Origin of the sequence: Paenibacillus protaetiae (genome assembly GCF_004135365.1) — a bacterium.
Taxonomy (GTDB): Bacteria; Bacillota; Bacilli; order Paenibacillales; family Paenibacillaceae; genus Paenibacillus_AP; species Paenibacillus_AP protaetiae.
Map to the genome: position 1 here is coordinate 1,238,819 of NZ_CP035492.1, position 24,501 is coordinate 1,263,319.

The 24,501-nt window shown below is 52.4% G+C and carries 24 protein-coding genes and 1 pseudogene; 7 read left to right on the top strand and 18 right to left on the bottom strand.

Annotated features, from left to right (window positions below):
* Positions 1-64: 64 nt before the first annotated feature.
* Complete coding sequence (locus ET464_RS05480) at positions 65-850, bottom strand: anti-sigma factor (RefSeq protein WP_165279913.1); 786 nt, start codon at positions 848-850, stop codon at positions 65-67.
* Positions 847-1,443 carry an RNA polymerase sigma factor gene (locus ET464_RS05485; protein ID WP_244226680.1) on the bottom strand — a complete coding sequence of 199 codons (597 nt, stop codon included), beginning with the start codon at positions 1,441-1,443 and terminating at the stop codon, positions 847-849. The genes ET464_RS05480 and ET464_RS05485 overlap by 4 nt, the downstream gene beginning before the upstream one ends.
* Positions 1,444-1,627: 184 nt before the next feature.
* On the opposite strand from ET464_RS05485, the gene ET464_RS05490 reads away from it, so the two are divergent.
* The 3 genes from ET464_RS05490 to ET464_RS05500 are packed head-to-tail and all read left to right on the top strand — an operon-like array spanning position 1,628 to position 4,843.
* Positions 1,628-2,794: a COG1470 family protein gene (locus ET464_RS05490; protein ID WP_129438949.1), complete on the top strand. Its 1,167-nt coding sequence runs from the start codon at positions 1,628-1,630 to the stop codon at positions 2,792-2,794.
* Between the two features lie 53 nt (positions 2,795-2,847).
* The gene (locus ET464_RS05495; protein WP_244226744.1) at positions 2,848-3,825 is read left to right on the top strand and encodes an ABC transporter ATP-binding protein; all 978 of its coding nucleotides are present in this window, start codon (positions 2,848-2,850) and stop codon (positions 3,823-3,825) included.
* The gene (locus ET464_RS05500; protein ID WP_244226681.1) at positions 3,800-4,843 is read left to right on the top strand and encodes an ABC transporter permease; all 1,044 of its coding nucleotides are present in this window, start codon (positions 3,800-3,802) and stop codon (positions 4,841-4,843) included. The genes ET464_RS05495 and ET464_RS05500 overlap by 26 nt, the downstream gene beginning before the upstream one ends.
* 233 nt (positions 4,844-5,076) lie before the next feature.
* Here ET464_RS05500 and ET464_RS05505 read toward each other — a convergent pair whose 3' ends face one another.
* The 6 genes and pseudogenes from ET464_RS05505 to ET464_RS05530 form a co-directional block, all read right to left on the bottom strand.
* Positions 5,077-5,529, bottom strand: a complete 453-nt coding sequence (locus ET464_RS05505) for a DUF4395 domain-containing protein (protein WP_165279914.1) — start codon at positions 5,527-5,529, stop codon at positions 5,077-5,079.
* A 92-nt stretch (positions 5,530-5,621) separates the two neighbouring features.
* Positions 5,622-6,359, bottom strand: coding sequence for an MOSC domain-containing protein (locus ET464_RS05510; protein ID WP_129438955.1), 738 nt, complete (start codon positions 6,357-6,359; stop codon positions 5,622-5,624).
* Positions 6,360-6,383: 24 nt separating this feature from the next.
* Positions 6,384-7,781: a glycine--tRNA ligase gene (locus ET464_RS05515; protein ID WP_129438957.1), complete on the bottom strand. Its 1,398-nt coding sequence runs from the start codon at positions 7,779-7,781 to the stop codon at positions 6,384-6,386.
* A gap of 413 nt (positions 7,782-8,194) precedes the next feature.
* A pseudogene (locus ET464_RS05520) lies at positions 8,195-9,750 on the bottom strand (ABC-F family ATP-binding cassette domain-containing protein).
* Positions 9,751-9,866: 116 nt separating this feature from the next.
* Positions 9,867-10,763 (bottom strand): DMT family transporter, encoded by an 897-nt coding sequence (locus tag ET464_RS05525; RefSeq protein WP_129438959.1) that lies wholly within the window; start codon positions 10,761-10,763, stop codon positions 9,867-9,869.
* Between the two features lie 236 nt (positions 10,764-10,999).
* Entirely contained in the window at positions 11,000-12,109 is a 1,110-nt protein-coding gene (locus ET464_RS05530; protein WP_129438961.1) for a DNA alkylation repair protein, read from the bottom strand.
* A 181-nt stretch (positions 12,110-12,290) separates the two neighbouring features.
* On the opposite strand from ET464_RS05530, the gene ET464_RS05535 reads away from it, so the two are divergent.
* Positions 12,291-13,874 (top strand): acetate--CoA ligase, encoded by a 1,584-nt coding sequence (locus ET464_RS05535; RefSeq protein ID WP_129438963.1) that lies wholly within the window; start codon positions 12,291-12,293, stop codon positions 13,872-13,874.
* A gap of 57 nt (positions 13,875-13,931) precedes the next feature.
* Here the strand turns inward: ET464_RS05535 and ET464_RS05540 are convergent, their stop codons facing one another.
* The 3 genes from ET464_RS05540 to ET464_RS05550 form a co-directional block, all read right to left on the bottom strand.
* Positions 13,932-14,879 (bottom strand): methylenetetrahydrofolate reductase, encoded by a 948-nt coding sequence (locus ET464_RS05540; protein ID WP_244226682.1) that lies wholly within the window; start codon positions 14,877-14,879, stop codon positions 13,932-13,934.
* Positions 14,880-14,966: 87 nt separating this feature from the next.
* Positions 14,967-15,476 carry a DUF402 domain-containing protein gene (locus ET464_RS05545; RefSeq protein WP_244226683.1) on the bottom strand — a complete coding sequence of 170 codons (510 nt, stop codon included), beginning with the start codon at positions 15,474-15,476 and terminating at the stop codon, positions 14,967-14,969.
* A gap of 101 nt (positions 15,477-15,577) precedes the next feature.
* Complete coding sequence (locus ET464_RS05550; protein ID WP_165279915.1) at positions 15,578-16,426, bottom strand: ATP-dependent DNA ligase; 849 nt, start codon at positions 16,424-16,426, stop codon at positions 15,578-15,580.
* 133 nt (positions 16,427-16,559) lie between these two features.
* Between ET464_RS05550 and ET464_RS05555 the strand changes: the two genes are divergently transcribed.
* On the top strand, positions 16,560-16,775 hold the full coding sequence (locus tag ET464_RS05555; RefSeq protein ID WP_129438969.1) for an alpha/beta-type small acid-soluble spore protein: 216 nt from the start codon (positions 16,560-16,562) through the stop codon (positions 16,773-16,775).
* 95 nt (positions 16,776-16,870) lie between these two features.
* Here ET464_RS05555 and ET464_RS05560 read toward each other — a convergent pair whose 3' ends face one another.
* From ET464_RS05560 to ET464_RS05575, 4 genes are all read right to left on the bottom strand, one after another.
* The gene (locus ET464_RS05560) at positions 16,871-17,503 is read right to left on the bottom strand and encodes a YhcN/YlaJ family sporulation lipoprotein (protein WP_129438971.1); all 633 of its coding nucleotides are present in this window, start codon (positions 17,501-17,503) and stop codon (positions 16,871-16,873) included.
* Between the two features lie 74 nt (positions 17,504-17,577).
* Positions 17,578-18,144 carry an opine metallophore biosynthesis dehydrogenase gene (locus ET464_RS05565; protein ID WP_425271746.1) on the bottom strand — a complete coding sequence of 189 codons (567 nt, stop codon included), beginning with the start codon at positions 18,142-18,144 and terminating at the stop codon, positions 17,578-17,580.
* Positions 18,099-18,920, bottom strand: a complete 822-nt coding sequence (locus tag ET464_RS05570) for an opine metallophore biosynthesis dehydrogenase (protein WP_129438975.1) — start codon at positions 18,918-18,920, stop codon at positions 18,099-18,101. Before ET464_RS05570 ends, ET464_RS05565 begins: the two co-directional genes overlap by 46 nt.
* Positions 18,917-19,894 (bottom strand): class I SAM-dependent methyltransferase, encoded by a 978-nt coding sequence (locus ET464_RS05575; protein WP_129438978.1) that lies wholly within the window; start codon positions 19,892-19,894, stop codon positions 18,917-18,919. Before ET464_RS05575 ends, ET464_RS05570 begins: the two co-directional genes overlap by 4 nt.
* 123 nt (positions 19,895-20,017) lie before the next feature.
* On the opposite strand from ET464_RS05575, the gene ET464_RS05580 reads away from it, so the two are divergent.
* Both ET464_RS05580 and ET464_RS05585 read left to right on the top strand, forming a co-directional pair.
* On the top strand, positions 20,018-20,530 hold the full coding sequence (locus ET464_RS05580) for a hypothetical protein (RefSeq protein WP_129438980.1): 513 nt from the start codon (positions 20,018-20,020) through the stop codon (positions 20,528-20,530).
* 87 nt (positions 20,531-20,617) lie between these two features.
* Complete coding sequence (locus ET464_RS05585) at positions 20,618-21,496, top strand: alpha/beta fold hydrolase (RefSeq protein ID WP_244226684.1); 879 nt, start codon at positions 20,618-20,620, stop codon at positions 21,494-21,496.
* A 127-nt stretch (positions 21,497-21,623) separates the two neighbouring features.
* Here ET464_RS05585 and ET464_RS05590 read toward each other — a convergent pair whose 3' ends face one another.
* From ET464_RS05590 to ET464_RS05600, 3 genes are all read right to left on the bottom strand, one after another.
* Positions 21,624-22,490: a glucosaminidase domain-containing protein gene (locus tag ET464_RS05590; protein WP_165279917.1), complete on the bottom strand. Its 867-nt coding sequence runs from the start codon at positions 22,488-22,490 to the stop codon at positions 21,624-21,626.
* Between the two features lie 615 nt (positions 22,491-23,105).
* The gene (locus ET464_RS05595; RefSeq protein ID WP_129444124.1) at positions 23,106-23,885 is read right to left on the bottom strand and encodes a squalene/phytoene synthase family protein; all 780 of its coding nucleotides are present in this window, start codon (positions 23,883-23,885) and stop codon (positions 23,106-23,108) included.
* Positions 23,886-24,089: 204 nt separating this feature from the next.
* Positions 24,090-24,392 (bottom strand): DivIVA domain-containing protein, encoded by a 303-nt coding sequence (locus ET464_RS05600; protein ID WP_129438984.1) that lies wholly within the window; start codon positions 24,390-24,392, stop codon positions 24,090-24,092.
* Positions 24,393-24,501: the final 109 nt, after the last annotated feature.

Below are 24,501 nucleotides of genomic sequence, written 5' to 3' on the forward strand. Positions count from 1 at the left end.
ACACTTTATTATAACCGATTTTCATAGACAAACATAGACCCGTCCTGTGCGGCAGCTAGATGTTCTACCGCTGCAGCTGAAACAGGAACGCATCCGGCGAGGTTGGCGTATCGCTTCCGCCGCTCGGCTCGATCGTCAGCGCCAGCCGGCTAGCTTTATCGAGCGCATGCCCCTTAATGAACAAATACGCCCGCCGCTGCTCCAAATGCGCCAGCAAGCCGAGATTCGTCCGATGGCCGCCTTCCAGCGCCCACGCTTGTATGTCGTAATCGTCGCTTGGCAGCATCCCTTCCAGCATAACCAGCATTTCGCTGGAGTTGCCGTTATACCAGACATAACCTTCGCCAAGCTCATCATTGTAAGGATGAACTTTGTAGCTGGCCGTCTCGGGATCGTTCATAAATGAAGCTGCGCCTGGTTCATGCCGCGCCACATAAGCATTCCGCTGATCGGCGGGCTGGCGGACGCTATTGTACAGCGCAGCCGCGCACAGGAGGACAACAACCGCCGACACGGCGGCCGCCGCCCAGCGTTTATGCACCGTCCAGCCGCTTCGGAACCGGCGCATCATTCCGGCAGCCTGCACGCGTCTGCGCAGCTTCCGGCGAACCTGGTCCGAAGGCAGCTGCGGTTCGGCTGCCATTCCACTTCCTGCGCCGGAATGTTCCGGGATGCCCGCCTCCAGCAGCGGTCCCCATAACTCAACCAGCGAGCGGCATGCCCCGCAATGTGCCAAATGGGCGGCCATCGCTTCATTTTGCCTATCCGAAAACTTGCCGAGCAGCCAGTCAATCCACGATTCCTCTCCGTATCCCAGCTTACAGCTTGCTTCTTGCTGCGGCGCCATCATCGCGGTCCCTCCTTTGCGGCGTCTTTCCGCTCTTCCATCCATCCCTGTCGCTCCATATGCTTGCGCATATTATGAATGCCGTATCTGACCCATGATTTGACTGTTCCCAGCGGCACGTTCCAGGCTGCGGACATCTCCTGCTGCGTATGTGCGCTGTAGTAACTGTATGCCACCGCTTCGCGCTGGCGGTCCGGCAGCATTTGCAGCGCTTCGTTCAACGCTTCCTTCTGCAGCCTCAACAAGGCCATCTCTTCCGAGCTGCCGTCATGGGATACGGCCGTTTCCTCCAGCGGCTCGTCTCTTTGCACAACCCGTTTCTTTTTGCGCAGCCGGTCCAGGCATCTGCTTCTGGTCATCACAGAAAGCCATGCCTCGAGCGACCCCCGCGACGGATCATAATGCCTGCCGCGCCGCAACACTTCCAGAAACACATCGTGGCACACATCCTCCGCTTCCATCCGTTCGCCCAGCATGCGGAGCGCAACCTGCATCACTAAAGGAGCATAACGCGCATAAAACCGGTCAAATGCTTCTGTCTCCCCTTCGCACATATCGTGAAGCACTTCGCACATATTCGTTTCCTGACGGCTCAACGGGTCCCCCTCCTTCATCAGCCCGCTTAACAGTAATTGATCTATTTAACGTTTTATCAAAAAATCGGCGCAAGGAAAATTAAATTTTTTTTCAGGTTCGTAAATCCGAATTCGTTCCTGAATCGTACCGATTACGTAAACTGCGCAAGACGCAGACATCATTCCATGTTCAGGAGGGGATCGCATGCTTCAAGCATGCCGCAAGACAGGCTACAAATGGTTGCTCGCTTTAGGAATCGCATTCGGAACCGTTTCGGCGGGGCTTGGCGCGCTGCCGGCGGCGGCCGCAGGCTCGGTGGAACTGTACACGCCTTATCTGCAGCTTTCGGCGCCGCCGGGAGACTCCATTGCGTATTCCATCGACGTTATCAACCACGGTTCTTCGACCGAAACGGTCGATCTTGGTTTCGATACGAAAGGGAATAAATGGGATTACGAGCTGACGGCTGGCGGCCGTACGGTCAGCAAGCTGGCGGTAAAAGGCGGCGAAACGCAGACGGTTAATCTGCAGCTCGATGTTCCGCTCGAAATCAATAAAGGCGTATACCAATTCCAGTTGAATGCAGGCGGAGAAGCGCTGCCGCTGGCCGTTCAAGTATCCGAGCAAGGCACGTTCCGCACGGAGCTGACGACCGATCAGCCGAACATCCAGGGCCATTCGGATTCAACCTTTACATTCAGCGCCACACTCCGTAACCGGACGGCCGAGAAGCAAACGTACGCACTGGCCGCGAAAGCCGAAACCGGCTGGGATGTAACGTTCAGTGACGGCAGCAACAGCGTAACTTCGGTTGACGTCGATCCAAACGGCGAAAAAAGCATCACCATTACTGCGAAGCCGCCCGAATCGGTAAAAGCCGGTAAATACGACATTCCGATTACGGCTTCCAACAATTCGACATCCGCTAACACGACGGTTGAAGCGGTCGTAACCGGCACGTACAACATGACGCTCAGCACGCCTAACGACCTGCTCAGCACCCATGTAACCGCAGGTTCGCAGCGCAAAGTTGATCTTGTTGTCACAAACACCGGCTCCGCAGAGCTGAAGCAAGTAGCCATGTCGGCCGATACGCCAACCGACTGGGAAGTCACCTTCGAGCCTTCCACCATTGATTCCATCCAGCCGGGGCAAACAGCGCATGTGCAAGCAACGATTAAAGCGGACAAAAAAGCGCTCGCCGGCGATTATGTTGTTAACGTTAATGCAGCAGCGCCTGAAAAATCCGCCAACGCCCAATTCCGTGTCGCCGTCAAGTCATCCGTCTTGTGGGGATGGATCGGCATTGTCATCATTTTGGCGGTAATCGGCGGCATTTACGGGCTGTTCCGGAAGTTTGGGAGGCGGTAATCGTGCAACCGACCTTACACGAAACGCTTTTACAGCAGGAACCGATCATTGAAATGACCCGGCTTACGAAAAAATACGGCGAGCAAACCGCGGTCAACCAGCTGGATTTGACTATCGCCAAAGGCGAAGTGTTTGGCCTGCTCGGCCCGAACGGAGCCGGCAAAACGACGACGATTCTGATGATGCTGGGCTTAACCGAGCCGTCGGGCGGCAAAGTGCGTGTATGCGGGCTTGACCCGACCCGCCAGCCGCTGGAAGTGAAACGCCGTGTCGGCTATATGCCGGATGACGTTGGCTTCTATGAGGACCGGACCGCGCTGGATAATTTGATGCTCACGGCCCGCTTGAACGGCATTGCGCCCGGGGAAGCCCGCGTGCAGGCGATGGAGCTGCTTGAACGGGTCGGCTTGCAGCATGCGCTCGGCAAAAAAGTCGGTGCGTTCTCAAGAGGGATGCGGCAGCGGCTGGGCATCGCCGATGTGCTGATTAAGAAGCCCGAGGTCATTATCCTCGACGAACCGACGCTTGGCATTGACCCGGAAGGGGTTCGCGAGCTGCTGCAGCTGATCGAGCAGCTAAGCCGCAATGAAGGGCTGACTGTACTGCTGTCCTCGCATCATCTGCATCAGGTGCAGCAAATATGCGACCGCGTCGGCCTGTTTGTGCAAGGCAAGCTGATCGCTTCCGGCAACATCGAATCGCTGGCGAAGCAGCTGGACGATGAAGGCAAAATTACCGTGGAGCTGTCAGCTTCGCCATGGACGAGTGAGCTGGAAGCCCGGCTTGCCGGGCTGGACGGCATCTTGTCCTACCAAGGCCCGGAGCAGCCGTTCCCGGCAGCTGGCAGCGCTCAGCCCGCCGAAGCGGTACTGGTGAGCACGCGCGATTTGACTTCGGACGCAGCCCGCGCCGTGCTGGAAAGCGGCGCCCTGCTCCATTCGATCCGGCGCAAGCAATACGGGCTTGACGATATTTATCACCGTTATTTTGAAGGAGGCGGACAGCTTGGGCGAAGCAACAACATTCAGTAACGGCTTCTGGAGAAGGCTTGCCGGGAAGAACATACGGGACGCCTCCTCCGGTTCAGCCTCACGCCGGTCTGCAGGCCCGTTCTGGGTCATGGTACAAAAGGAATTTGGCGACCATTTGCGCAGCTGGCGGTTTACCATCCTGATCGGCATCATTACATTAGCTTGCATCGGGTCCATTTACGCAGCTGTAACGGCCATTCAGGCAGGAGTCAAAAGCCAGCAGACGGACACGACCTTCCTGTTCCTGCAAATGTTCACCGCCTCCGACGGGACGCTGCCGACATTCGTCACCTTTGTCTCGTTTCTGGGACCGCTTATCGGCATTGCGCTTGGCTTTGACGCCGTGAATACGGAACGGAATAAAGGTACGCTCAGCCGCCTGATGTCGCAGCCGCTGTACCGCGACGATTTTATTCTTGCGAAGTTTACCGCTTCGCTCATGCTCATCGGTGTCGTATTATTTTCGCTGGGGCTGCTTGTCATGGGGCTTGGGCTGTTCGTTATCGGGTATCCTCCAACGCCGGAAGAAGTGCTGCGCGTCTTGTGCTTTGTCATCGTTGCGGTCGTGTACGTCGGCTTCTGGCTCAACTTGTCGATCTTGTTCTCAATCCGGTTCCGCCAGGCGGCAACGTCGGCGTTGTCCGGCATTGCGCTTTGGATTTTTTTCTCTGTCTTCTTCAGCATGATTGTGGATTTGATCGACAAAGCGACAACGCCGTCGGATACATCCAGCCTGGATACGCAGCTTGGGCATATTCACTGGATGCTGCTGCTGAACCGGATCTCGCCTTCCTATCTGTTCTCCGAGGCAACCAGCACGCTCCTTATGCCAGGCGTCCGTTCACTTGGGCCGCTGACGACCGAGCAGGTTGTCGGGGCTATTGCCAGTCCGCTGCCGCTGTCGCAAAGCATCCTGCTTTCGTGGCCGCAGCTGGTTGGCATGATTGCCGAAACGATGATTTGCTTCGGCATCTCGTATGTGCTGTTTATGCGCCAGGAAATCCGTTCGCGTTCTTAAGACGGGTTGCAGCGGTACCCGGCCTTATAAGGTGTGGCTCCATCCGTTTCAAACAAAACAGCCTTTCTCCGCCGCTGGCGATGCGGCAGAGAAAGGCTGTTTTGTGTTCATGCATGTTTTACGGACGCGTTCCCCTATTCCCTTCACGTCCGCAATTACTCCCGCTGTTCCCTAACATGCCATTCCATACGGTTTGGAGAATAACAGCGGATTGAAACTGCGCTTTTGGACCGTTATGCATCTGCCCGTTTTTTCGCATGGCGGTATTGATTCCAGCGGAAGCGGATAAAGCAGCCTACGCAAAAACCGGCCAATGCGCCGATATTCGCCAGTGCAGGCAAAATCGTAAAAATATAAAAGCCAGCCGTCCAGCCTGCTGCCGCGCTAATGATTGCCACAAGAAGCATCCCGGTGCAAAGCGTCTGATTAAAGCGAAGCTGCGCTTTTTCCTCCGATACGTAAGAGGAAGGCGGGCGCTTAAAGTTTTGCTTGGCAATCCAAATGACCGGATTCCAGCCGATTGCGGCTCCAAGTCCGCAAGTCACAAGCGGGATCGCCGCAATCCAAGGCTGCTGCGTAATCCAGCTGATGGCCAGCAGGGCAAGCGTAACCCAGTTATTGAACCGGACCAGCGGCATCGGAACGGATGGGACCTGCGGTACGGTCGATGCAGGTTCTTGAGTCATACGTAACCACTCCTTCGGTATCATGTCAGCTAGTTCCATTATACATGATATCCGATCATAATAGTAGGGTTACTTTATTTTGATGCGCAAGCTTAATCAATTTGTTTATTCATCCAAAACACATCGTCGCCTACCCGTACTGTGCCGGGCTGCACCACGGTTGCATAAATGCCAAAATGCAGCCCCAGCCCTTCATTCACCGCCTTCAAAATGCTTACATCCCGCACTTGCGAATCCGGATCCAGCGTAATCATCGAGCAGCGGTCGCAAGGCTCCGTTACAGTAAGCTCAGCTCCGCCGATCCGCAGCCGCTCGCCGATCAGTTCCTGCTCCTGCTGGAACGGGCTTCCTTCCAGCACAATCGTCATATTAGCGCGGAAGCGGCGCATGTCGACAGGTTTGCCCAATAGCCCTTCCAGCTTACGCAGCGCAAGGTCCGTGACGATCAGCACCTGCCCGGCATCTACAGCGAGCAGATCGTCATGCTCATCGCATGTAAATAACGTTATTTTACGTTTGAACAGCGGCTGCACGCGTTCCAGCAGCTCCTCGCCCCAGTCCAGCAGCGTACCGTCCGGCGCTTCGATTTTGACCTGCGGAATCGCCCTGGCGCCGTCTTTGTCCAATATCCTCGCTTTATAGCCGAGCAACTGCGGGATATTCCTTCCCGTCACGTAGCGGTCCCAGCCTTGTTTGGTTTCGTCCACGAGTGCACGGGTTCTGTCGCCGTACACGCCGGTCGGAACGAGCGCCGATTCCTCCAGCCTTTCTCCTGCCATTGATTTCACCGGATAACGGCTCAGTTCCGCCAGCTTGCCTATCGCTTGCATTGCCTTTATTCCCCCATCCCGTCATTAGTTAGCATCGGTTCCGTTAATCCGCTGCTCCAAAAAGCTCCGAACCTGCTCGATCGGCATGCGCTGCTGCGCCATCGAATCCCGTTCTCTTACCGTCACCTGACCGTCCGTTTCGCTGTCGAAATCGTAAGTGATACAGAAGGGGGTGCCGATTTCGTCATGCCTGCGGTATCGTTTGCCGATAGATCCCGCCTCATCGTAATCTACCATATAATGCCGCGACAACTCTTGAAAAATACGCTCCGCGCCTTCCGCCAGCTTTTTCGATAAGGGCAGCACCGCCGCTTTGTACGGGGCCAGCGCAGGGTGAAAATGAAACACATGCCGCGTCTCTCCGCTTTCCAGCGTTTCCTCCTCAAATGCATCTATCAGAAAAGCAAGCGCAACCCGATCGGCGCCAAGCGACGGTTCGATGCAATATGGGACATACCGCTCATTCGTATCCGGATCAAGGACATGGAAATCCTCGCCCGAATGGTGCATGTGCTGCTTCAGGTCGTAATCGGTGCGGTCGGCGATGCCCCACAGCTCGCCCCATCCGAACGGGAAGCGGAATTCAATGTCGGTCGTCGCGCTGCTGTAATGCGACAGCTCTTCTTCAGAATGGTCGCGCAGCCGGATGCTTTCCTCGTTCATCCCGTATGCCAGAAGCCAGTCCCGGCAAAAGCTCCGCCAATACCGGAACCATTCCAAATCTTCGCCCGGCTTGCAAAAAAATTCAAGCTCCATCTGCTCGAACTCGCGCGTGCGGAACGTAAAGTTGCCCGGCGTAATTTCGTTGCGGAAGCTTTTGCCGATTTGGCCGATGCCGAACGGAAGTTTTTTGCGCATTGTACGCTGCACGTTTTTGAAGTTGACGAAGATCCCTTGCGCCGTCTCCGGACGCAAATAAATTTGGCTGGAGCTTTCTTCCGTGACTCCCTGATACGTCTTGAACATGAGATTAAACTGCCGGATATCCGTGTAATCAAAGGCGCCGCAAGAAGGACATTCGATACGGTGCTCTCGGATAAGCTCCATCATTTGATCAAATGATAACCCGTCAACGATCAACTCTATGCCGCGGCCGCCTAACGCCTCCTCGATAATTTTATCTGCGCGGTGACGCGCCTTGCATGCTTTGCAGTCGATCATCGGATCGCTGAAGTTGCCGACATGCCCTGAAGCAACCCAAGCCTGCGGATTCATCAGAATAGCGGCGTCCAGTCCAACGTTATAAGGGGACTTCTGAATAAACGACTTCCACCATGCCCGTTTTATGTTGTTTTTAAGCTCAACGCCCAACGGGCCGTAGTCCCAAGTGTTGGCCAGGCCGCCATATATGTCGGAACCGGCAAATATAAACCCTCTGCTTTTTGCAATTGCTGTAATTTGATCCATCGTTACTTCGCCCATTTGCTGAAATCCCCTTTCAACCTTGTAATTTCATAACCGTTTAAACAAATGTCCGTAAACAAAAACAGCTCTCGTCCCCGGACAAGCGTTATGCTTATCCGGGGACGAGAGCTGTTCTCCCGCGGTTCCACCCCAGTTGGCGCGTTGAAGCTGCGCCCCCTTATCGCTCAGGCTCAGGATTGCCGTTTCCGAGGCAGCTTACCTTGGGCTTTCACCGTCCCCAAGTCGCTGTTGCAAGCGAATTGCCGTCGTACTATAGATCCGTCTGCGCCTTATTGAGTTGTTAATATGGTATTCAATTCCACCCGCACAGTCAAGGGCAGAACAGGTGCGAGCCGCCTAATATACCGGTTAACCTGCAAAAAAAAGCAGCCTGTCCGCAATGATTCGCGGACAGGCTGACTGGCTTATGCTTAGAATACTTTCGTTGTCCACGATTCGCAGTTCCAGATGTCGGTCACGACATCGCGGTAGAACTCTGGTTCGTGGGAAATGAGCAGGATGCTGCCTTTGTACGCCTTCAAGGCGCGTTTCAGCTCATCCTTCGCATCGACGTCCAAATGGTTGGTAGGCTCGTCGAGCACCAGCAGGTTCGTTTCGCTGTTGATCAGCTTGCACAAGCGGACCTTCGCTTTTTCGCCGCCGCTCAGCACGGCGATTTTGCTTTCGATATGCTTCGTCGTCAGGCCGCATTTCGCAAGCGCGGCGCGCACTTCGAATTGGGTGAATGAAGGGAATTCCTTCCACACCTCTTCGATACAGGTATTGTAGTTCGTATCCTTCGTTTCCTGCTCGAAATAACCGATATGGAGCAGATCGCCGCGCTGCACGGAGCCGGAAATCGGATTGATTTCGCCAAGGATGCTCCGCATGAGCGTCGTTTTGCCGATACCGTTGGCGCCAACAAGGGCAATTTTCTGGCCGCGCTCCATGCGCAGATCAAGCGGACGGGACAGCGGGCTGTCGTAGCCGATGACGAGATCTTTCGTTTCGAATATAAGCTTGCCGCTTGTCCGGGCTTCCTTGAAGTTGAACTGAGGCTTCGGCTTTTCCTTCGCCAGCTCGATCACTTCCATCTTGTCGAGCTTCTTCTGGCGCGACATCGCCATATTGCGTGTCGCTACGCTTGCTTTGTTGCGCGCAACAAAGTCCTTCAGGTCGGCAATTTCCTGCTGCTGGCGCTTGAAAGCCGATTCCAGCTGCGATTTTTTCATTTCGTATACTTCCTGGAAATGATCGTAGTCGCCGACATAGCGGTTCAGCTCCTGATTCTCCATATGGTAAATCAAGTTGATGACGCTGTTCAGGAACGGGATATCGTGGGAAATAAGAATAAAGGCATTCTCATATTCCTGCAAATAACGCTTCAGCCATTCGATATGCTGCTCGTCGAGATAGTTGGTAGGCTCGTCAAGGAGCAGAATGTCCGGCTTCTCCAGCAGCAGCTTCGCAAGCAGCACTTTCGTGCGCTGACCGCCGCTCAGGTCGGTAACGTCCTTGTCCAGACCGATATCGGTAAGGCCAAGCCCCGGGCGGTTTCTTCCACCTTCGCGTCGATCAGGTAAAAATCCTGGTTCGTCAGCGTATCCTGGATTGTGCCTACATCTTCCAGCAGCTGCTCCAGTTCCTCAGGCGACACTTCGCCCATGCGGGCGTACATGTCGTTCATCTCTTGTTCCATGTCAAACAAATATTGATACGCGCTGCGCAGCACATCGCGAATCGTCATCCCTTTGGTCAGCACCGCATGCTGATCGAGATAACCTACGCGCACTTTTTTGGACCATTCGACTTTGCCGTCGTCCGGCTGCAGCTTTCCGGTAATAATGTTCATAAAAGTCGACTTGCCTTCGCCGTTTGCGCCGATCAGGCCGATATGCTCGCCTTTCAGCAGGCGGAACGAAACATCGTTAAAGATGGCGCGGTCGCCGAATCCGTGGCTTAACCGCTCTACGTTTAATATGCTCATGTATGACACCTTTTCATCTTGGACTTTAATTCATTCGTTCTATTATATACGGTAAAAGCAGGTCAACTCAACGTTCTTTTGCAGCTGAAGCCTGTTATTTTTGTGAAAATGGACAGCTATTGCAAGCTGGCTTGCCGCTGTTTCCGCTGCTTCTGCTTATAGTTGACCAGCACAATGCTGAATACGATCAGTACAAGTCCCGCAAGCAGATTGGCCGTGACATGCTCATTCATAAACAAAACGCTGCAAGTAATAGACACGACCGGGATCAGGAAGGTGAAAGATCCAACTACGGCCGCTTCCCCCGAGCCGATCAGCTTGAAATAAACCAGCCAGCCGAGTGCGATGACGAATACGGAAATAAACAGTGTGTCGGTCATAAATGAAGCGCTCCATTCAATCGCGGACCAGCTTTCCGTCAAGCTTCCGTATCCAAGCATAATAATGCCGCCAATCGTAATTTGGCTCGCCGTCATCCACAGCATGTCGACCTTCGCCGCCACACGTTTAATATATACGGTGCCAAACGCCCAAGTTAACGCCGAAGCAAGCGCAAGCACAATGCCGATGATCGACAAGCCGTTTTCGAATCCGCCGACGCTCATCGCCGCAACCCCCAAAAAACCAAGCAGCAGGCCAAGCAGCTTCAGGCCGTTCATCCGTTCGCCAAGCCACAGCCAGGCAAACAAGCCAAGCAATACCGGCTGTAAAAACACAATCGCAGAAAAAATACCGGCCGGCATATAATTAAGCCCAATCGTCTGGAAGCCGTAATAAAACACGATGCTTAATAGGGAAGAAATCAAATAAATCAGCCCGTTTTGCTTCAGCCGGAGCAGCCTCCAGCGCGGAAGCGCAATGCCGATCAGCAGCACCCCGCCGATTAACGTGCGCAAGCCGGCGAATAGAACGGGCGGCGTATAGGTTAATGCATATTTGGAAAGCGGCCAATTGACTCCCCACATCAAAATGAGGAATAACAAATATAGAACCGTTTGTTTTTTCGTCAGCATGTTTCTCTCTCCTCGATAAAAATGTCTCTCGAATATTACCTCACATCGCACGATAAATACAATGAATCTTTTGTATACCTTCCATAACCAAATGTTATGGGTAAACATAAAACGGGCAAAGCTAAAACCCGAGAGAGCTGGACATTTCCATGTGCTCCTCGGGTTTGCGGATGGTTTACAAATCGGGATGGCCTTATTGCACATGTATCATGCGGGCGAATCCGGCAAGAGACATCTTACTCCTCCCGCAGCTGCACACATGAAGACGCGACTTCCTTTCCGTTCAGCAAAAGCGCTATCCGGTGCTCTCCCGCATAATGCTTCCGGGTCGTCAAATCCGCCCACCGGTGCGTCCGGGAACCGGATAGGACCGCGCCGCCTTCAACCGTCTTGTCCGATAGCAGGAACAGCTTCGTCGACACCTGCCCTCTCGCTTTCCTGAACGCGATGCCGTACTCCACGCGAACCTTCGCCGGAGCGCCCGGCCGGATTCGGATGCGGTAATTCAGCTCGCCTTGCCCGCCTATGGCGATCTCGGAAGGAACCGCGGTAATCTCCGCTTCTTCCGCCAAGCCGGATTGGCCGTCTCCGTCATCGGCGTAGCCAAACAGCTCTAACACTTCCGGGTTTGCTTTGCGGATCATCGTCCGGCAGCCATGCCGCACAATCCAGTCTGTATGCGGATCATTTCCGATCCAGCGCTTTGCCGTTTCCAGGACGAGTTCCGGGTGATCCTTGGCAATGTCGTTTAAGTTGTTGGCGACGCTTTTCCGTACATAAAGCGACGGATCGGCCTTCAGCCTCTCAAGTATGGGCATAATCGGCGCCGGATCTCGTTTAAATACCGGCAGCGATTGTCCCCATGGCAGGCGCGGACGGCATCCTTCGCTTGCCAGACGGCGCACATGCTCGTCCGGATGCCCGGCCCACTCCAGCATTTGCTTCATCATCCGTTCCGGATCCCGAAGCAGGAACGAGCGGACGGCAAATTCAGCCGACGACTTGGACGTAAACCGCTCCAGCGCCTGCATGGATAACGGCCAATGTTCGTCCCCTTGCCCGGATACCTCAACAAAATCAGGAAAAAACAAATAAGGAAATCCTTCGCATTGCCCGTCAATCTGAAACAAAATAGGCAATGCCTCTTCATAGGCTGCCGGCAGGAAGCTCCCCAGCTGAACGGCGATGCGCCGAATACGTGCCTTCAACTCAAGGCTGTCCCAGGTTTCATCCATGACGCCTGCAATAAAGCCGGCGGTATCAAACGGCGGATAAGCTGTTCGTATCAGCTTGCCAAAGTTTTGCAGAAACGTCTTGGTATACATATCTTTTAAAGGCTCCGCCATTACGAGAAGCCTCCTTCCTTCTAAATGCGAACAAAAGTTCTCTTTTCTCGCAAAGTGTATCATATTTATGAAACAAAGTCGACAGACTGGGAAGAATAGTTTAGTACCAGGTATTAAAGTTATGATATACTTACGCTAATTTCATGACATTATCGTTTCGTAAAAAAAGGAGAATAAGCGCGTGAACTTTCAGGAATGGATTGCACCCGAACAATACAATATCGTGTCTGAAGTAGAACGGCACAATTCGGACAAAACCGCATTGAAATGGCTGGATGAGCAAGGCCGCACCGAAGAAATCAGCTATTCGGAGCTGCTGAAGCAGGTAAGCCGGCTTGCCGGCGGATTGGGCAGCCTGGGCCTGGCCAAAGGCGACCGCGTGCTGATTATGGTACCGCGCACGATTGAAGCCTATATCATTTATTTAGCATGTTTCAAGCTGGGGCTGGTTATCATCCCTTCATCCGAAATGCTGCGGTCCAAAGATCTCGCTTACCGCTTCGCCCACTCCGGCGCCCGTGCCGTTGTGGCTTGGGCAGGCGGCGCGCAGGAAGTGGACGCGATTCAAGAAGAGCTCCCGGAGCTGCAGTTCCGCATAGACGCAAGCGGCCAAGCTTCCGGCAGCGGCTGGATCTCTTTAAGCTCGATCATGGAAGGCCAGCCCGACCATATGGATACGGTGCAGACACACCGGGATGATATGGCCGTACTCGCTTATACATCCGGCACTACCGGCAATCCGAAAGGTGTCGTGCACAGCCACGGCTGGGGATATGCGCATTTGAAAATCACTTCTTCCTGGCTGGGCATTCGCGAATCCGATCTGGTATGGGCAACGGCTGCACCAGGCTGGCAAAAGTGGATTTGGACGCCGTTTCTATCCGTGCTGGGCAACGGCGCTGCCGGTTTTGTTTATAACGGACCGTTCAAAGCGGAGCGTTATTTGGAGCTTATCCAAACAAACCGGATCCAGGTCATGTGCTGTACGCCTACCGAATATCGCATTATGGCCAAGCTGGAGACGCTCGGCCAATACGATTTGTCGTCGCTGCGGAGTACGGTTTCTGCAGGCGAACCATTAAACCAATCGGTCATCAACACCTTCCGGGACCTGTTCTCCATCACCATTCGGGACGGCTATGGACAGACGGAAAGCACGCTGCTGATCGGCAACCTGATCGACTCCGCGATCAAGATCGGAGCCATGGGCAAATCAATAGCGCCCGGGCTGGTTGAAATTATTGATGAAGACGGACGGCCGCTTCCCGCAGGCGAAGTAGGGAGCATTGCCGTACACGGCGATATGCCTGCCTTGTTCCGTTCCTATTACAAAGATCCGGAACGCAAGGCGAGCAACATGATCGGCTCTTATTTCATTACCGGCGACCGCGCCAGCAAGGATGAAGACGGGTTCTTCTGGTTTGAGGGGCGCGGGGACGATATTATTATCAGCTCCGGTTATACAATCGGCCCGTTTGAGGTGGAGGAAGCGCTGCAGCGGCATGATGCGGTCAAAGAATGTGCGGCTGTCGCAAGCCCGGACGAGATCCGCGGCCATGTCGTCAAAGCATTCATCGTGCTGAAGGACGGCGTAACAGGAACGCCGGAGCTGGTCAAAGAGCTGCAGGACCACGTGAAAGCATGCACGGCTCCTTATAAGTATCCGCGCAAAATCGAATTCGTCACCGATCTGCCGAAAACAAGCTCGGGCAAAATCCGCAGAGTCGAGCTGCGCAGGCTGGAACATGAAGCCGCGCAGCAATAACCATAGCAAAGGCCGCTTGACGGTGGAGCATCTGCTCCCCTCAAGCGGCCTTTCAGCTTATACAGCGGAATAAACGCCAAGCTTCCGGTCAATGATTGATTTGATATCTTTCACCAGCTGCACGGACGCTTCGATTTCAACCTTGCGGGTCGAAACGCTTTCGATGCTGCAGCCGATCGGAATGCCTTTCTCCAAGCCAAATTCAAACAGCTCTTCGAAAATTTTGAGCGACAGCGAAACGGATTTATCCAATATATCGTTGGAATTCAACAAATCGTTTTCAAGCCATTTCGGAATGCTGATGCCAAGCCACTTCATAAATTCGAGTGTTTTTTGCGAGCCGCACGGCGCGAGGTTGAACAAGATCGGCACCATCTCCAGCCGGTTCTCCAAGCAGTGGTAATAATAGTCGGACAGCATGTTTTTTGACGCCTCGACATTAAAGGTAGCCTGCGATACAAAAAAACGGCAGCCGCCGTTTACTTTTTCGGTAATCCGGATATGCTCATCATTTTTTTTCATATGGCGCTCCGGAATTACGACGCCGCCCAGCATAAGCCTGTCGTTGAGCTTCCGGCTCATGTCATAGGCGTCAGGCAGCTTGATCGTTGTTTGCTGCTTGCTGGAAGAAGTGCCGACGAAAACCGAGAACCGGTCTTCCTCCGCGTCCTGCCGCAGCCAGTCTTCCAGTTCCTGTTCCGAATTATTGCCGACGCAGCGGTAAATAATTTTGGGCACTTGCCATTGGCTCAAGTACGTTTTGCAATAATGAGTTGGCTCCAGCGTATTCAAGTAAGGGAACGGCCTCTCTTCATCCGTTCTGTCCGCTTCGTCCTGGACATCGTACAAAATCAGCCCGTCGATATCGAGATCCTTCAGCCGCTCGTATTGCTTTTGTGAAATCTCCATAATCTTTTCGGGGGAATAGGCCGATTTGGGCGGCGTAATGCCATAAGTCACGATACCGGCTTGTCTATTTAAAATTTTCTCCTTCAGCATCTTCATATCCGTCCTTGCTTTATAGTAGTAGCATTCTCTGCTTCCTTTTTCCTTCGACGCGCGAAAGTCAATTCCTCCTTTTTCAGTCGGAATTTAACGGCTGTATTGAATTTGCCCGGCAAGTCGCTCAATCGTTCCGTCGAATGGAAACTGCCCGCTCGCAATGCGTTCCTGAAGCGCAGCCAGCTCTTGCCTAGTCCGGTCCACAAGCTGCTGCGGATAACCAAACTCGGCAATATGTGCGATAAACTCGTCTTCGTCCACGACACTCCACTTGCCGTCGCGGCAAATAAGGTCCAGATCCAGATCCACAAAGGAAATGCCGTTTCCTTGGATAACTGCAGGCTGATTAATATTGCAATAATATTGATGAATGCGTCCGTCAACGATATCCGCACTAACGGTAAACCAATGGCTGCTTGAAAAAAACTCAATCGCCCAGTTATTTATCGTGAAGACCGCTTGTTTCGTATGGTGCCGCAGCTTGCGCCCGTATTGACCCAGGACAAAGACATAGCCGTCTCCTTGCTCCAGCAGCTCCGTTTCCCACTCATAGTGGGGAACATTGCCGTATTTCAACGACTTGATATAAGTAACCGTCACGTTTATGTTCCTCCGAATATACGATACTATCAGAAAATTATACCATATAGTCGAATAAGCGGGCTATTGTCTGCTTCATGCCAAAAAAGCTGCCGGCGGCATTATCCGGTAAACGCTACAAACTCCGGCCGGTGCGGCAACCCGTCGCGCGTCCAGTTCCGGAACCGGATGCAAACCTCAAGCCCCGGCTCCAAATAATAATAATTACGGTCTTCGCCGGCAACCCGGCTTTGTGCCGCTTCATGGAGCTGCAGCCAGTTTTCTTGCGCAATCGGATGCTCAATCAGCCCTATCCATTTGCCGTTTTGCGAAATGCGCCAGCCCAGCTGGTTTTTGCGGAAACCCGAAATAACAACCTGTTCATATTTATAATGATCAATAACTTGCCAGCCGTTGTTATGGCCGCTCACGTACAAGCTGTCTTTGCGTTTGGCGATAATGCCGCTGAACAAACCTGCCTCCCGATGGGCTTGTACGCCGAAAGTATCCTGCATCGGGATATGGCGGAACCGGCCGTTAGGCTCGAGGATGCTCCATAATAACGCTTTGCGCCAGCAGAGCGGCCATTGCCTTGTATCCACGCCGTCATAATACAAAATGTCGAATACTACATACGTAACCGGGAACTGCTTCATCGCATCGCGAATACGGGTATCTTTGGTTAATCTAAACCGGTCTGCAACGGTTTCCGGCTCCGTCCGGCCGGTATCCGCATTCCAATATACAACCTCGCCGTCCAGCACGACATCGGCAGGAACATGGAGCGGCACTCTGCACAGCTCCGGGTACTGGCGGGTTACATCTTGTTCGAAACGGTTATATAAAGTTGTTTTTTGCTCAAAAAAGGATAATAAAAGCCTTCTTCCGTTCAGCTTCGGCTCAAACCAATACCGCTCATCATCAAACGGCTCGCTGCACGGCTCCGGGAGCATGGGTGGTGTAAAAAACATGCCTATCCCCTCCATGCCTACCATTGTAGCATGGGGGCGCCAATGCGGCTTTCGGTAATTTCAGCCTTCTTTCGCATAATGCTGGCAGACTTATCTCATAATACCTGTAAACCAAATAAAGGAGCCGAATTCGATGGCAAGAGGACGTTCTTCTAACCAGCTGCTAGTACCGGAAGCGCGGGCTGTACTGGAACAAATGAAATATGAAGTTGCAACGGAACTGGGCATCCAGCTTCCGAACGATGGTTACTATGGCTATATGACAACAAGAGATATGGGACTGATCGGGGGCAATATTACGAGGCGCCTGGTACAAATTGCTGAACAGCAGCTTGGCATCCGGATCTGATCCTTTTATTATGAGGAATCTGGATCGGCAGATGAAATTATAAAGCGGGAATCCGCTGCAACGGACTCCCGCTTGGATGCATTCGAACCGGATGCTTATCGGAACGGAGCGGTAATCGTCCGGCCGATATCATTGATAAGAACGCCTACATCATTGGCAAAGTTGCGGACCGGATGCCCGTCAAGCGGCGCAATATCACGGCCGGTGCCGGTAAAATTCGAATCCAGGCTGCGGATACGCGTATTCAAGCCGGTGTCCGTGGTGACATGCGCTTTATAACCCGGCTGCACATGTTCAACCGCACGTTTCACATCCTGTTTCAGCTTGGTTGCGTTAGTGCCGTGTTTGGTGTCGATCCCCACAATAACGTCTTTGTTGTATACAACAACTGTCGCTTTATTGACACCGCGGATAGATGATACATGCTTTGCAATTTTTTGCGAAACATCTTTGTTGTAAGCATTAGCGCCGTAATTGCTGCCGGTGTGATTGTATCCGTTAGACCCAGAATAGGTGCGGCCGGTGCCGTAGCTGTTGTTGTATTCATTAAGTGTTCGTGCTCTCGTTCCGTTCAAATTGTAGGAACGGGTTCCCATCGTGCCATTATTGTCAATCGTACGGACTTGCTGATGATTTGACTTCGTCGTATAGTCCTTATGAGTTGCGCATCCCGTTGTTGTCAGAATAAGCGCAGCGGACAGTACAAGAGCTCCACAATATTTTTTCATGGAATGTTATCGCCTCCTGGACATTAATATATCCCGCATTCAAACCGTAATGCAAGGCGATACCTTCCTGTTGTTCAACCATTTAGAAGCGTGCGCAGCGCCTGAAGCTCCGCCCAGATGCTCGCAGCATCCTCCGCCACAGCCGGCGCAGCTGCATAGCGCTCATGAACATTCGCAGCACCTTTTTCCTCTACAAACCGGGACAGCTGATTCTCGAATAAGGCAGCCAGCTTGTTCGCCGTCTCCATCGGATCGCCCGTAAGCCGGGCGAGTTCAGTTAGCAGCTTTATCCGGCAATAATCTTCATACGGCACCCTCGGCACCGTCCACCGCCCTTGTAAATCGCATGCTGCACGTTCATAAGGAAAAGCGGAAAAGTCGTAATAGCGGCCGTTTTCGTCCGGTTCAGAATACGGGTCAATTAATATAGAAGCATAACGGACGTACAGCAGATACTCCTGCTTAATTTGCTCCATTTCCGGAAAACGTTCAAGCTCTTCTCTGGTCAGGCTTTCTTCGCGAACCGGATAATTATCGTCATTTAAAAACTTCAGCAAATTGACCGGCTCTGCGCCGAGCGAGCGAAGCAGCCCGCTTATTTCCTTCCACAAAAGCACCATATGGCGAATCGACTCCGGCATAATCGGACCTTCCGGAAATAATTTATACATGGATTTAAGAGACCGGTTCCCCCGGAATAAAAAATTTCTTGCAAGGAAAACGTATGGATAAAAAACGCGGGATGTACGTACGTCGTAATGCTTCTTGCTTCCGCATCCAGCGCATGGTCCGCTATTGCGCATTCGAGCTTCAAGCTTTCGATAAAAGCCTGGAGCCGCTTGAGCGGAATATGGCCCGGGCCTACAGCTCCGGCCGTCACTTTTTTTTTGACCCCTTTGACAATAACCGTCTCCGGCCGGGCGGGATCCGGGTGAAGCCGCGATGCAGCGTAATAAGTCGATAAACTGATGATTTGCAGGCGGTCACGCTGCATGCCGGCGGCGCTTCTTACAAGCAGGCAGGAGCCGATACCCGGCGATAAAAGCATAATCGTTCTCAAGCCGTTCATGCGGTGCAAAGGCAACGCTTTTATCGCCGCTTTATATTCGTCGCTTGGGATCGCAAGCACAATCGTGTCCCATCTATCCTCAACCGCTTCATAGCCGATATGATATTGGTCCAGCTTTACCCGTTTCGGCGGTTGTGCAATCTTGCCGGGTTCATAGTGAACTTCAATCACCATCTCGGATGTATGCAGGGCGGCTTCCAGCCGCCTTGCCCGTTCTCCGTCCCGGTTCAGCAAGCCGATCCGGGTACACCAGCCGCCGGCAGCCAAATCCGCTGCTGCATGAAGGCCGGCAGCCCCGGCCCCAATAACGAGCACACGGTTGAAAACCGGTTCATTCGGTTCATTCATCCTGCCGATCTCCCTCCGCTTGCATTTGCCATATTGGGGTCCCGACCTTGCCCCTTCGGGATGGAATACGGCTCGTTCCGGATATGCCCCTTTGCAGCTGAAGGAATCAGCAGGACATCATAAAGGTTGCTTCCAATTTGCAGGGCAGCAGCCGGAGCTTCCAGGTCACGTGTACGATTCAGCCATTCACACGTTTCTTCCAGCTCCAACGGAAAATTAAATAAGGATTTAATGCCGTTGCCGTATCGCATCGCGATTAGCGCGCTTGCGCTTTCGGCGGCAAGCAGCTTCTTCAGCACGATCCGCTTATCTTTTACGAAAGAAGCGACAATTACATGCGTCGCGTCCGCCAGAAACAATTTGTCGTCCAACCGGTCAATAAACCGGATTTGGCCGGCAAGCCCCGCTTGTTCCGCAACAAGCCTGCCGCAAAATACAGCATCCGGGTGATGGTCTACAGCCCACACTGATGCCCCGGCTTCTCTGGCAATCGTTATCGCGGACAGCGGGAAAAATCCGGAGCCGATAAAGACCACTCTGGATTCCGGTCCAATCTGGAGCAGCCCCAGTTCTTCCCGCACCGAAGAAGAAAGCGCATCAACATAACCGCCAATCTCCAGTTCCCCCATCAGAAAGGCCCCCGCTTCCGCCAGCTCCAGCTTATTCAGGGCAATCGCCACATTGTCGCGTAAAATCCCTGCGGCTAGCTGAAGCTCGTTATTCCCGGCGTGACGGTTCCACAACACCGCATGATCTTCGCTTGTAATAAATGCGGTTAGCCCATCCAGCTCCCGTCGGAGCGGTATGTAACCGCTTAATGGCTGTGCGGGTCCGCGCGCCAGCTTCTTAATGGCTTCACCCTTATCGTTTAACTGCATCATTAACCAATCCAATTCATCGTTCAGACGCGTCCCCTCCTGCTTGCCGTGAAATCCGCTGCCTCTGCGGTCGTATTGCCGGGTGACGGCTGCCAAGCAACCTGGCCGACTTTTCTACTTATATTCGCCAGATGCAGGCGGTATGAGCACAGGACAACCCCCGCTGCAAAAGTATGGTATAATCATGTGCACAATATGAGATGAACTATGGGGGTTCCTATGCTTACGTTTGATCAAAAGCTTGAAATTGCTTTATCTTTTCCCGAGCTGAGTCGCAGCGATGTTTCGATGGGACGCGTTAACTTCCAATTCGACGGGAGCGCCTACGACCGTAAAAATGTAATTTACCATTTGCACAAAAACGGAAACGGTTACGTGTATGCCGGGCTGCTAAGCGGTTATGAGACGGATGACAAAGGACTTGTCAATATCCGGGATTATTCCGCTGAAGAGCTGCGCCTAATTATCGAAGCCTCAATCCGGAGCTTGTCCGAAGCGCCGGAAACGGCCGCTCCGTCTGCTCGCAGCGCCCGCAAAACGAACAAAAAAGCGCGCCTGCAGCTGTGGGCGAATAAAGACGGGCAAACGCTGCAGCTGAAGCATGAAGATGAGTTGTGGTTTATTTACGCCGGTCTAAACTTGGACATGGTGTTTGAAAGTTTCGAAGAAGCAGAGCAATATTTGCTCGAGGAAGGGTTCTCCATAGCACCTGAACCACCCGAACATTCCTAAACGAATGGACCCTTAGCTTTGACAAAAACCTTTCGCTGTATATGGGCATATGCTGTGTTAACGACTTGCAGCGAAAGGAAGATTCCAATGTATGACGACCTGTATGGGCCATATTTCCAAGGCCTGAACGGATATAATTCCGACCCGTATGCGTTGCTTGCCTACTATAACGGCCGTTATCCGTACCTATACACCGGAATGCCGCAGCGGCCGCGCATCCGTACGGTTGAGCCGCTTACGTTTGTACTCGTGCATGGGTCTTGGGCAGACGTTACATTCTGGGACGGCGTAGCCGCCGGCTTAAGAAAGCTGGGGCATCACGTCTATGTGCCGGAATATCCCGGCCATGGAGCTATGACGGATAAAAAAGTGACTCACGCCCAAATCTCCCGCGCCATTGCAGATGATATGATTCACAATAATGTGCATCAGGCAGTGCTGGTCGGGCATAGCTTTGGCGGGAGCGTGATTCAGAAAACGGCGGAGCTTGTGCCGGACCGGATTAAACGGCTGGTATTTCTGGACGCATTTGTCTTAAAGGACGGAGAAAGCGTCTCCGATGAGTTCCCGCCCGATGTGCGCAGCATGTTTGAAGCTCTCCGCAAAAGCTCGGCTGACGACACGATCATGCTGCCTTATCCGGTATTCCGCGAAACATTCGTTAATCTCGCGGGACAGGATCTGGTCAACCGGCTGTACAGCCGGATCTCGCCGGAGCCGGCTGCGCCGCTGTTTGAGAAGCTTGATTTGAAAACCTATTATTCGTTGACCATTCCGAAAAGCTATATCTATTTGATTGAAGACAACGTATTCCCGCAAGGAAGCAATGAATTCGGCTGGCACCCGCATATGTCTTCCCGGCTTGGACTATTCCGCTTGCTGAAAGGGTTCGGCGACCATATGACGACCGCCGCAACAGAACCGATGAAGCTGGCTTACCTGATTTACTCCGCCGGTAGAGATTAAGGCGAAGCGGCTGCATTCCCGCCGCGCCGGAATAAACGCAGAAGAAGGCGGCTCCAGGGCAGGAGCCGCCTTCTTCTTTTACTGCTCTATGTATAGGCGCGCAAATTCGCCTTATGTTCCCGCTTCGTCATAGCTTTTTGTAATCCCGTTTCATAATCGTATAGACGAGATTCGCCCATTTCGGATTAGACGGACAATATTTTCTCGCAACCTTGTCGATGGTCGTATACCCTTTGCCTACATAATTTTCCGATAATATTTGCCCGAAAGTCCTTACACTGTCACTTTTTGTTTCAAAACTGGACGCTCTCGTACTGCTGGTCGCGTTTAAGCCAAATAAATTATTTTTATTTTTAGCCAGCTTGCTTTCCCCATTGCCGCTCTCAAGCTTCATAACCGCAATCGTAAAATAAGCGTTAATTCCGTATTCTTCTTCAATCTCAAGCACAGCTTGCTCCAGGCCGTGGCCTTCGAGATCCGTTCCTTCAAACAGCTGCGCAATATGCTCTTCGGTCAATCCCGAATCCGATTTTACTTGCAGCGTTGGTTTCGCCGGGTTGCTGGCATCAGGCTGATCATCCGGAAGCGAAACCGCTCTTTTGACCAGAACATCGGATACCGAAGCAATCCGGACAGGCGCATCCTGCACGGCCGCGGCCGAGACGGACGGCTCTGGCTGCTCCTCAACCGGCACAACGTAATTGCCATGCACATATCCGCCGCCGGACAGCTCCATCCAGCCGTTTGGCGTAGTCCCTTTTACTTCTATCGTTGTGCCCTGTTCCACCACTTTTACAATTTTGGAGTCGGCGCTTGCACTTACACGGACATTTAAGTAATAAGCTGTCACTTTATAGGTTTCTAATTCCGGCGCTGCAGCCGCCTTGCTTTCCAGCGATACGGGAACGGCGCTGATTTCCGGCTCTGCCGCAACCGGCTCCTGAAGCTTGACCGTATCCTCCGCCAGCTGTTTCGTTGTAAGCGCCGCCAGCAATAGCTGCGGATCCTCTTTCCCGAGCCCTACAGTCTCCCAGTGTCCGGCACCGCTTGCCTTGAGGTTATGTAACAGCACGCCGCTTGATTGATTAGTTTCCAACGCAGCTTTAATTGTGGTTTGGAACCTTATTTGAACAATGAATAACATGAGAAGGCTCAATCCTAAAAGAATCACTAATTTATTCCTTTTACGCATGACTACACCTCTTCCTTATTTGTTAAGGTAACTCGTCACGATATAGGTTAGATTGTACACATGCAAGACGGAAAAGCGTGTCAGAAGCTGTATGAGAAATTTATGTTTGTTTGTCGACCTTGCTCAAGTTTGCATGGATACAAACGAACCCGAGCGGAAAATATTCGAGTTTTGCCTGTTCATTACGAACCCGCCCATGCTTGTATATATGTCCCATGCCTTCGCCATATGATGAGGAATCTCTCATGATTTACGCTTTTTCAGCTTCCTTTCGCCAATGGCCCGGTCGTATTTAAGCAAAATACAGGAGCGGCATACAGCAAAAAAAACCGGGGTCCCCTATTCGTGGAACCCCGGTTGCGGCAATAGAAAAACCGGGTCTCCATGTCCTGTCCATGGAACCCGGTTTGAGTACGATCACATTTTGTTTACGATTTTTAGTACCATATCGCGCGTCAGTTTATTGCCGCCAATGGAGATGATTTTCACCGTAGCATGTGCCAGCGCCAAAGGAATTTTACAAAAATCTTTTGCCGGCCCTTTTTTCAATTCCTTCGTATATTCATCGGCAAGCTTCAAGTTTCGCCGCGTATAAGCCAGCATTTCCTTCATACCCCAGCCATCCGGAAAAAAATCAACGCCCCGCTCCAAATCTTCTTTACGGTTGCGCAAAATATTAACCGCTTGCAATCCCCGTCCAAACGCAACCGCCTTTTCCCGGTCGGAGTCCGTTTTGTCATACCACATCCATAGATCGGACAACATCTCTCCGACAAGCCCGGCAACGCTGTAGGTGTAGCCGTCCAAATCCTCTTCCGTACGAATCGTCCATTTCTTCCCTACCCAGTCTGCCATCAGCTTGGACATTTTGGCCGTATAGTGGTTAACCGTTTCCATAATCGAAGACGGGCAGAGCTGCATCCATTCCGGAAGCCGCAGGCTGACAGCAGGGAGTATATCCTTATGCGGCGCCAGCAGGTTCTTAATGCCATCGGACACCGATGGAGAAGCTTTAATCGTGTCGTGTACGCCGTAAAGCAGCTCCGTTTTTAAATGATCCGGAATTTGCTCATGATCTTCGATTTCATCAATTGCGCGCATACATAAATAAGCAGCACCTACAGCTTCTTTTAGCCCTTGTTCCAAACGGCTGATCGGAATAAAAAAAGTCCTGCTCGTTTGCTGGAGCATAGTCATGGCGTCGTTCATCGCAATGTTCGTAATGGTACTCCCTCCAAAAATCAGTTCAGTATAGTCTAATGATACCATAGGAAGCATAACGGAACCAAATACGGCGGCGCTGCAACGCGTCCCGTTACAGCATGTTCCTCTTGGTATAATAGGAAAAAAGCCCTGAGCAAGCTCCTTTCCCAGGAGCTTGCTCAGGGCTGCCGCTTCTGCCTACAGGCGCGGGCGCAGATGCTCTCTTCGTTCGCCAAACACTTTAATCTCCAAATCCTCCAGCCTTCTTTTCATCATAAACTGGTCATAGGATTCTTTGTTTTTAAGCAGCTCGACATGGATGTCGGCCAGATCGGCTTCGAATCTCGCGATGATTTCCTGCATTCTCGTATAGTCTTTTATGATTTCATCGAGGTACTCGTCTACCTCCTGGGAGTCATAACCTCTCATTTTCTTTTCAAATTGCTTGTCGTGAATCGACTGCGCATCCAGATGGATACCGTATTGAGTCAAGTTTCCCATTGTGTTACCCCTCTCAGACCGTTATTGAATTAGGCCATTTTTCCAATCCTTTATCCTTTAATATACGACTAAATTCGACTTTCTGCAAAGCAAATAGGCCGTCTTTTTT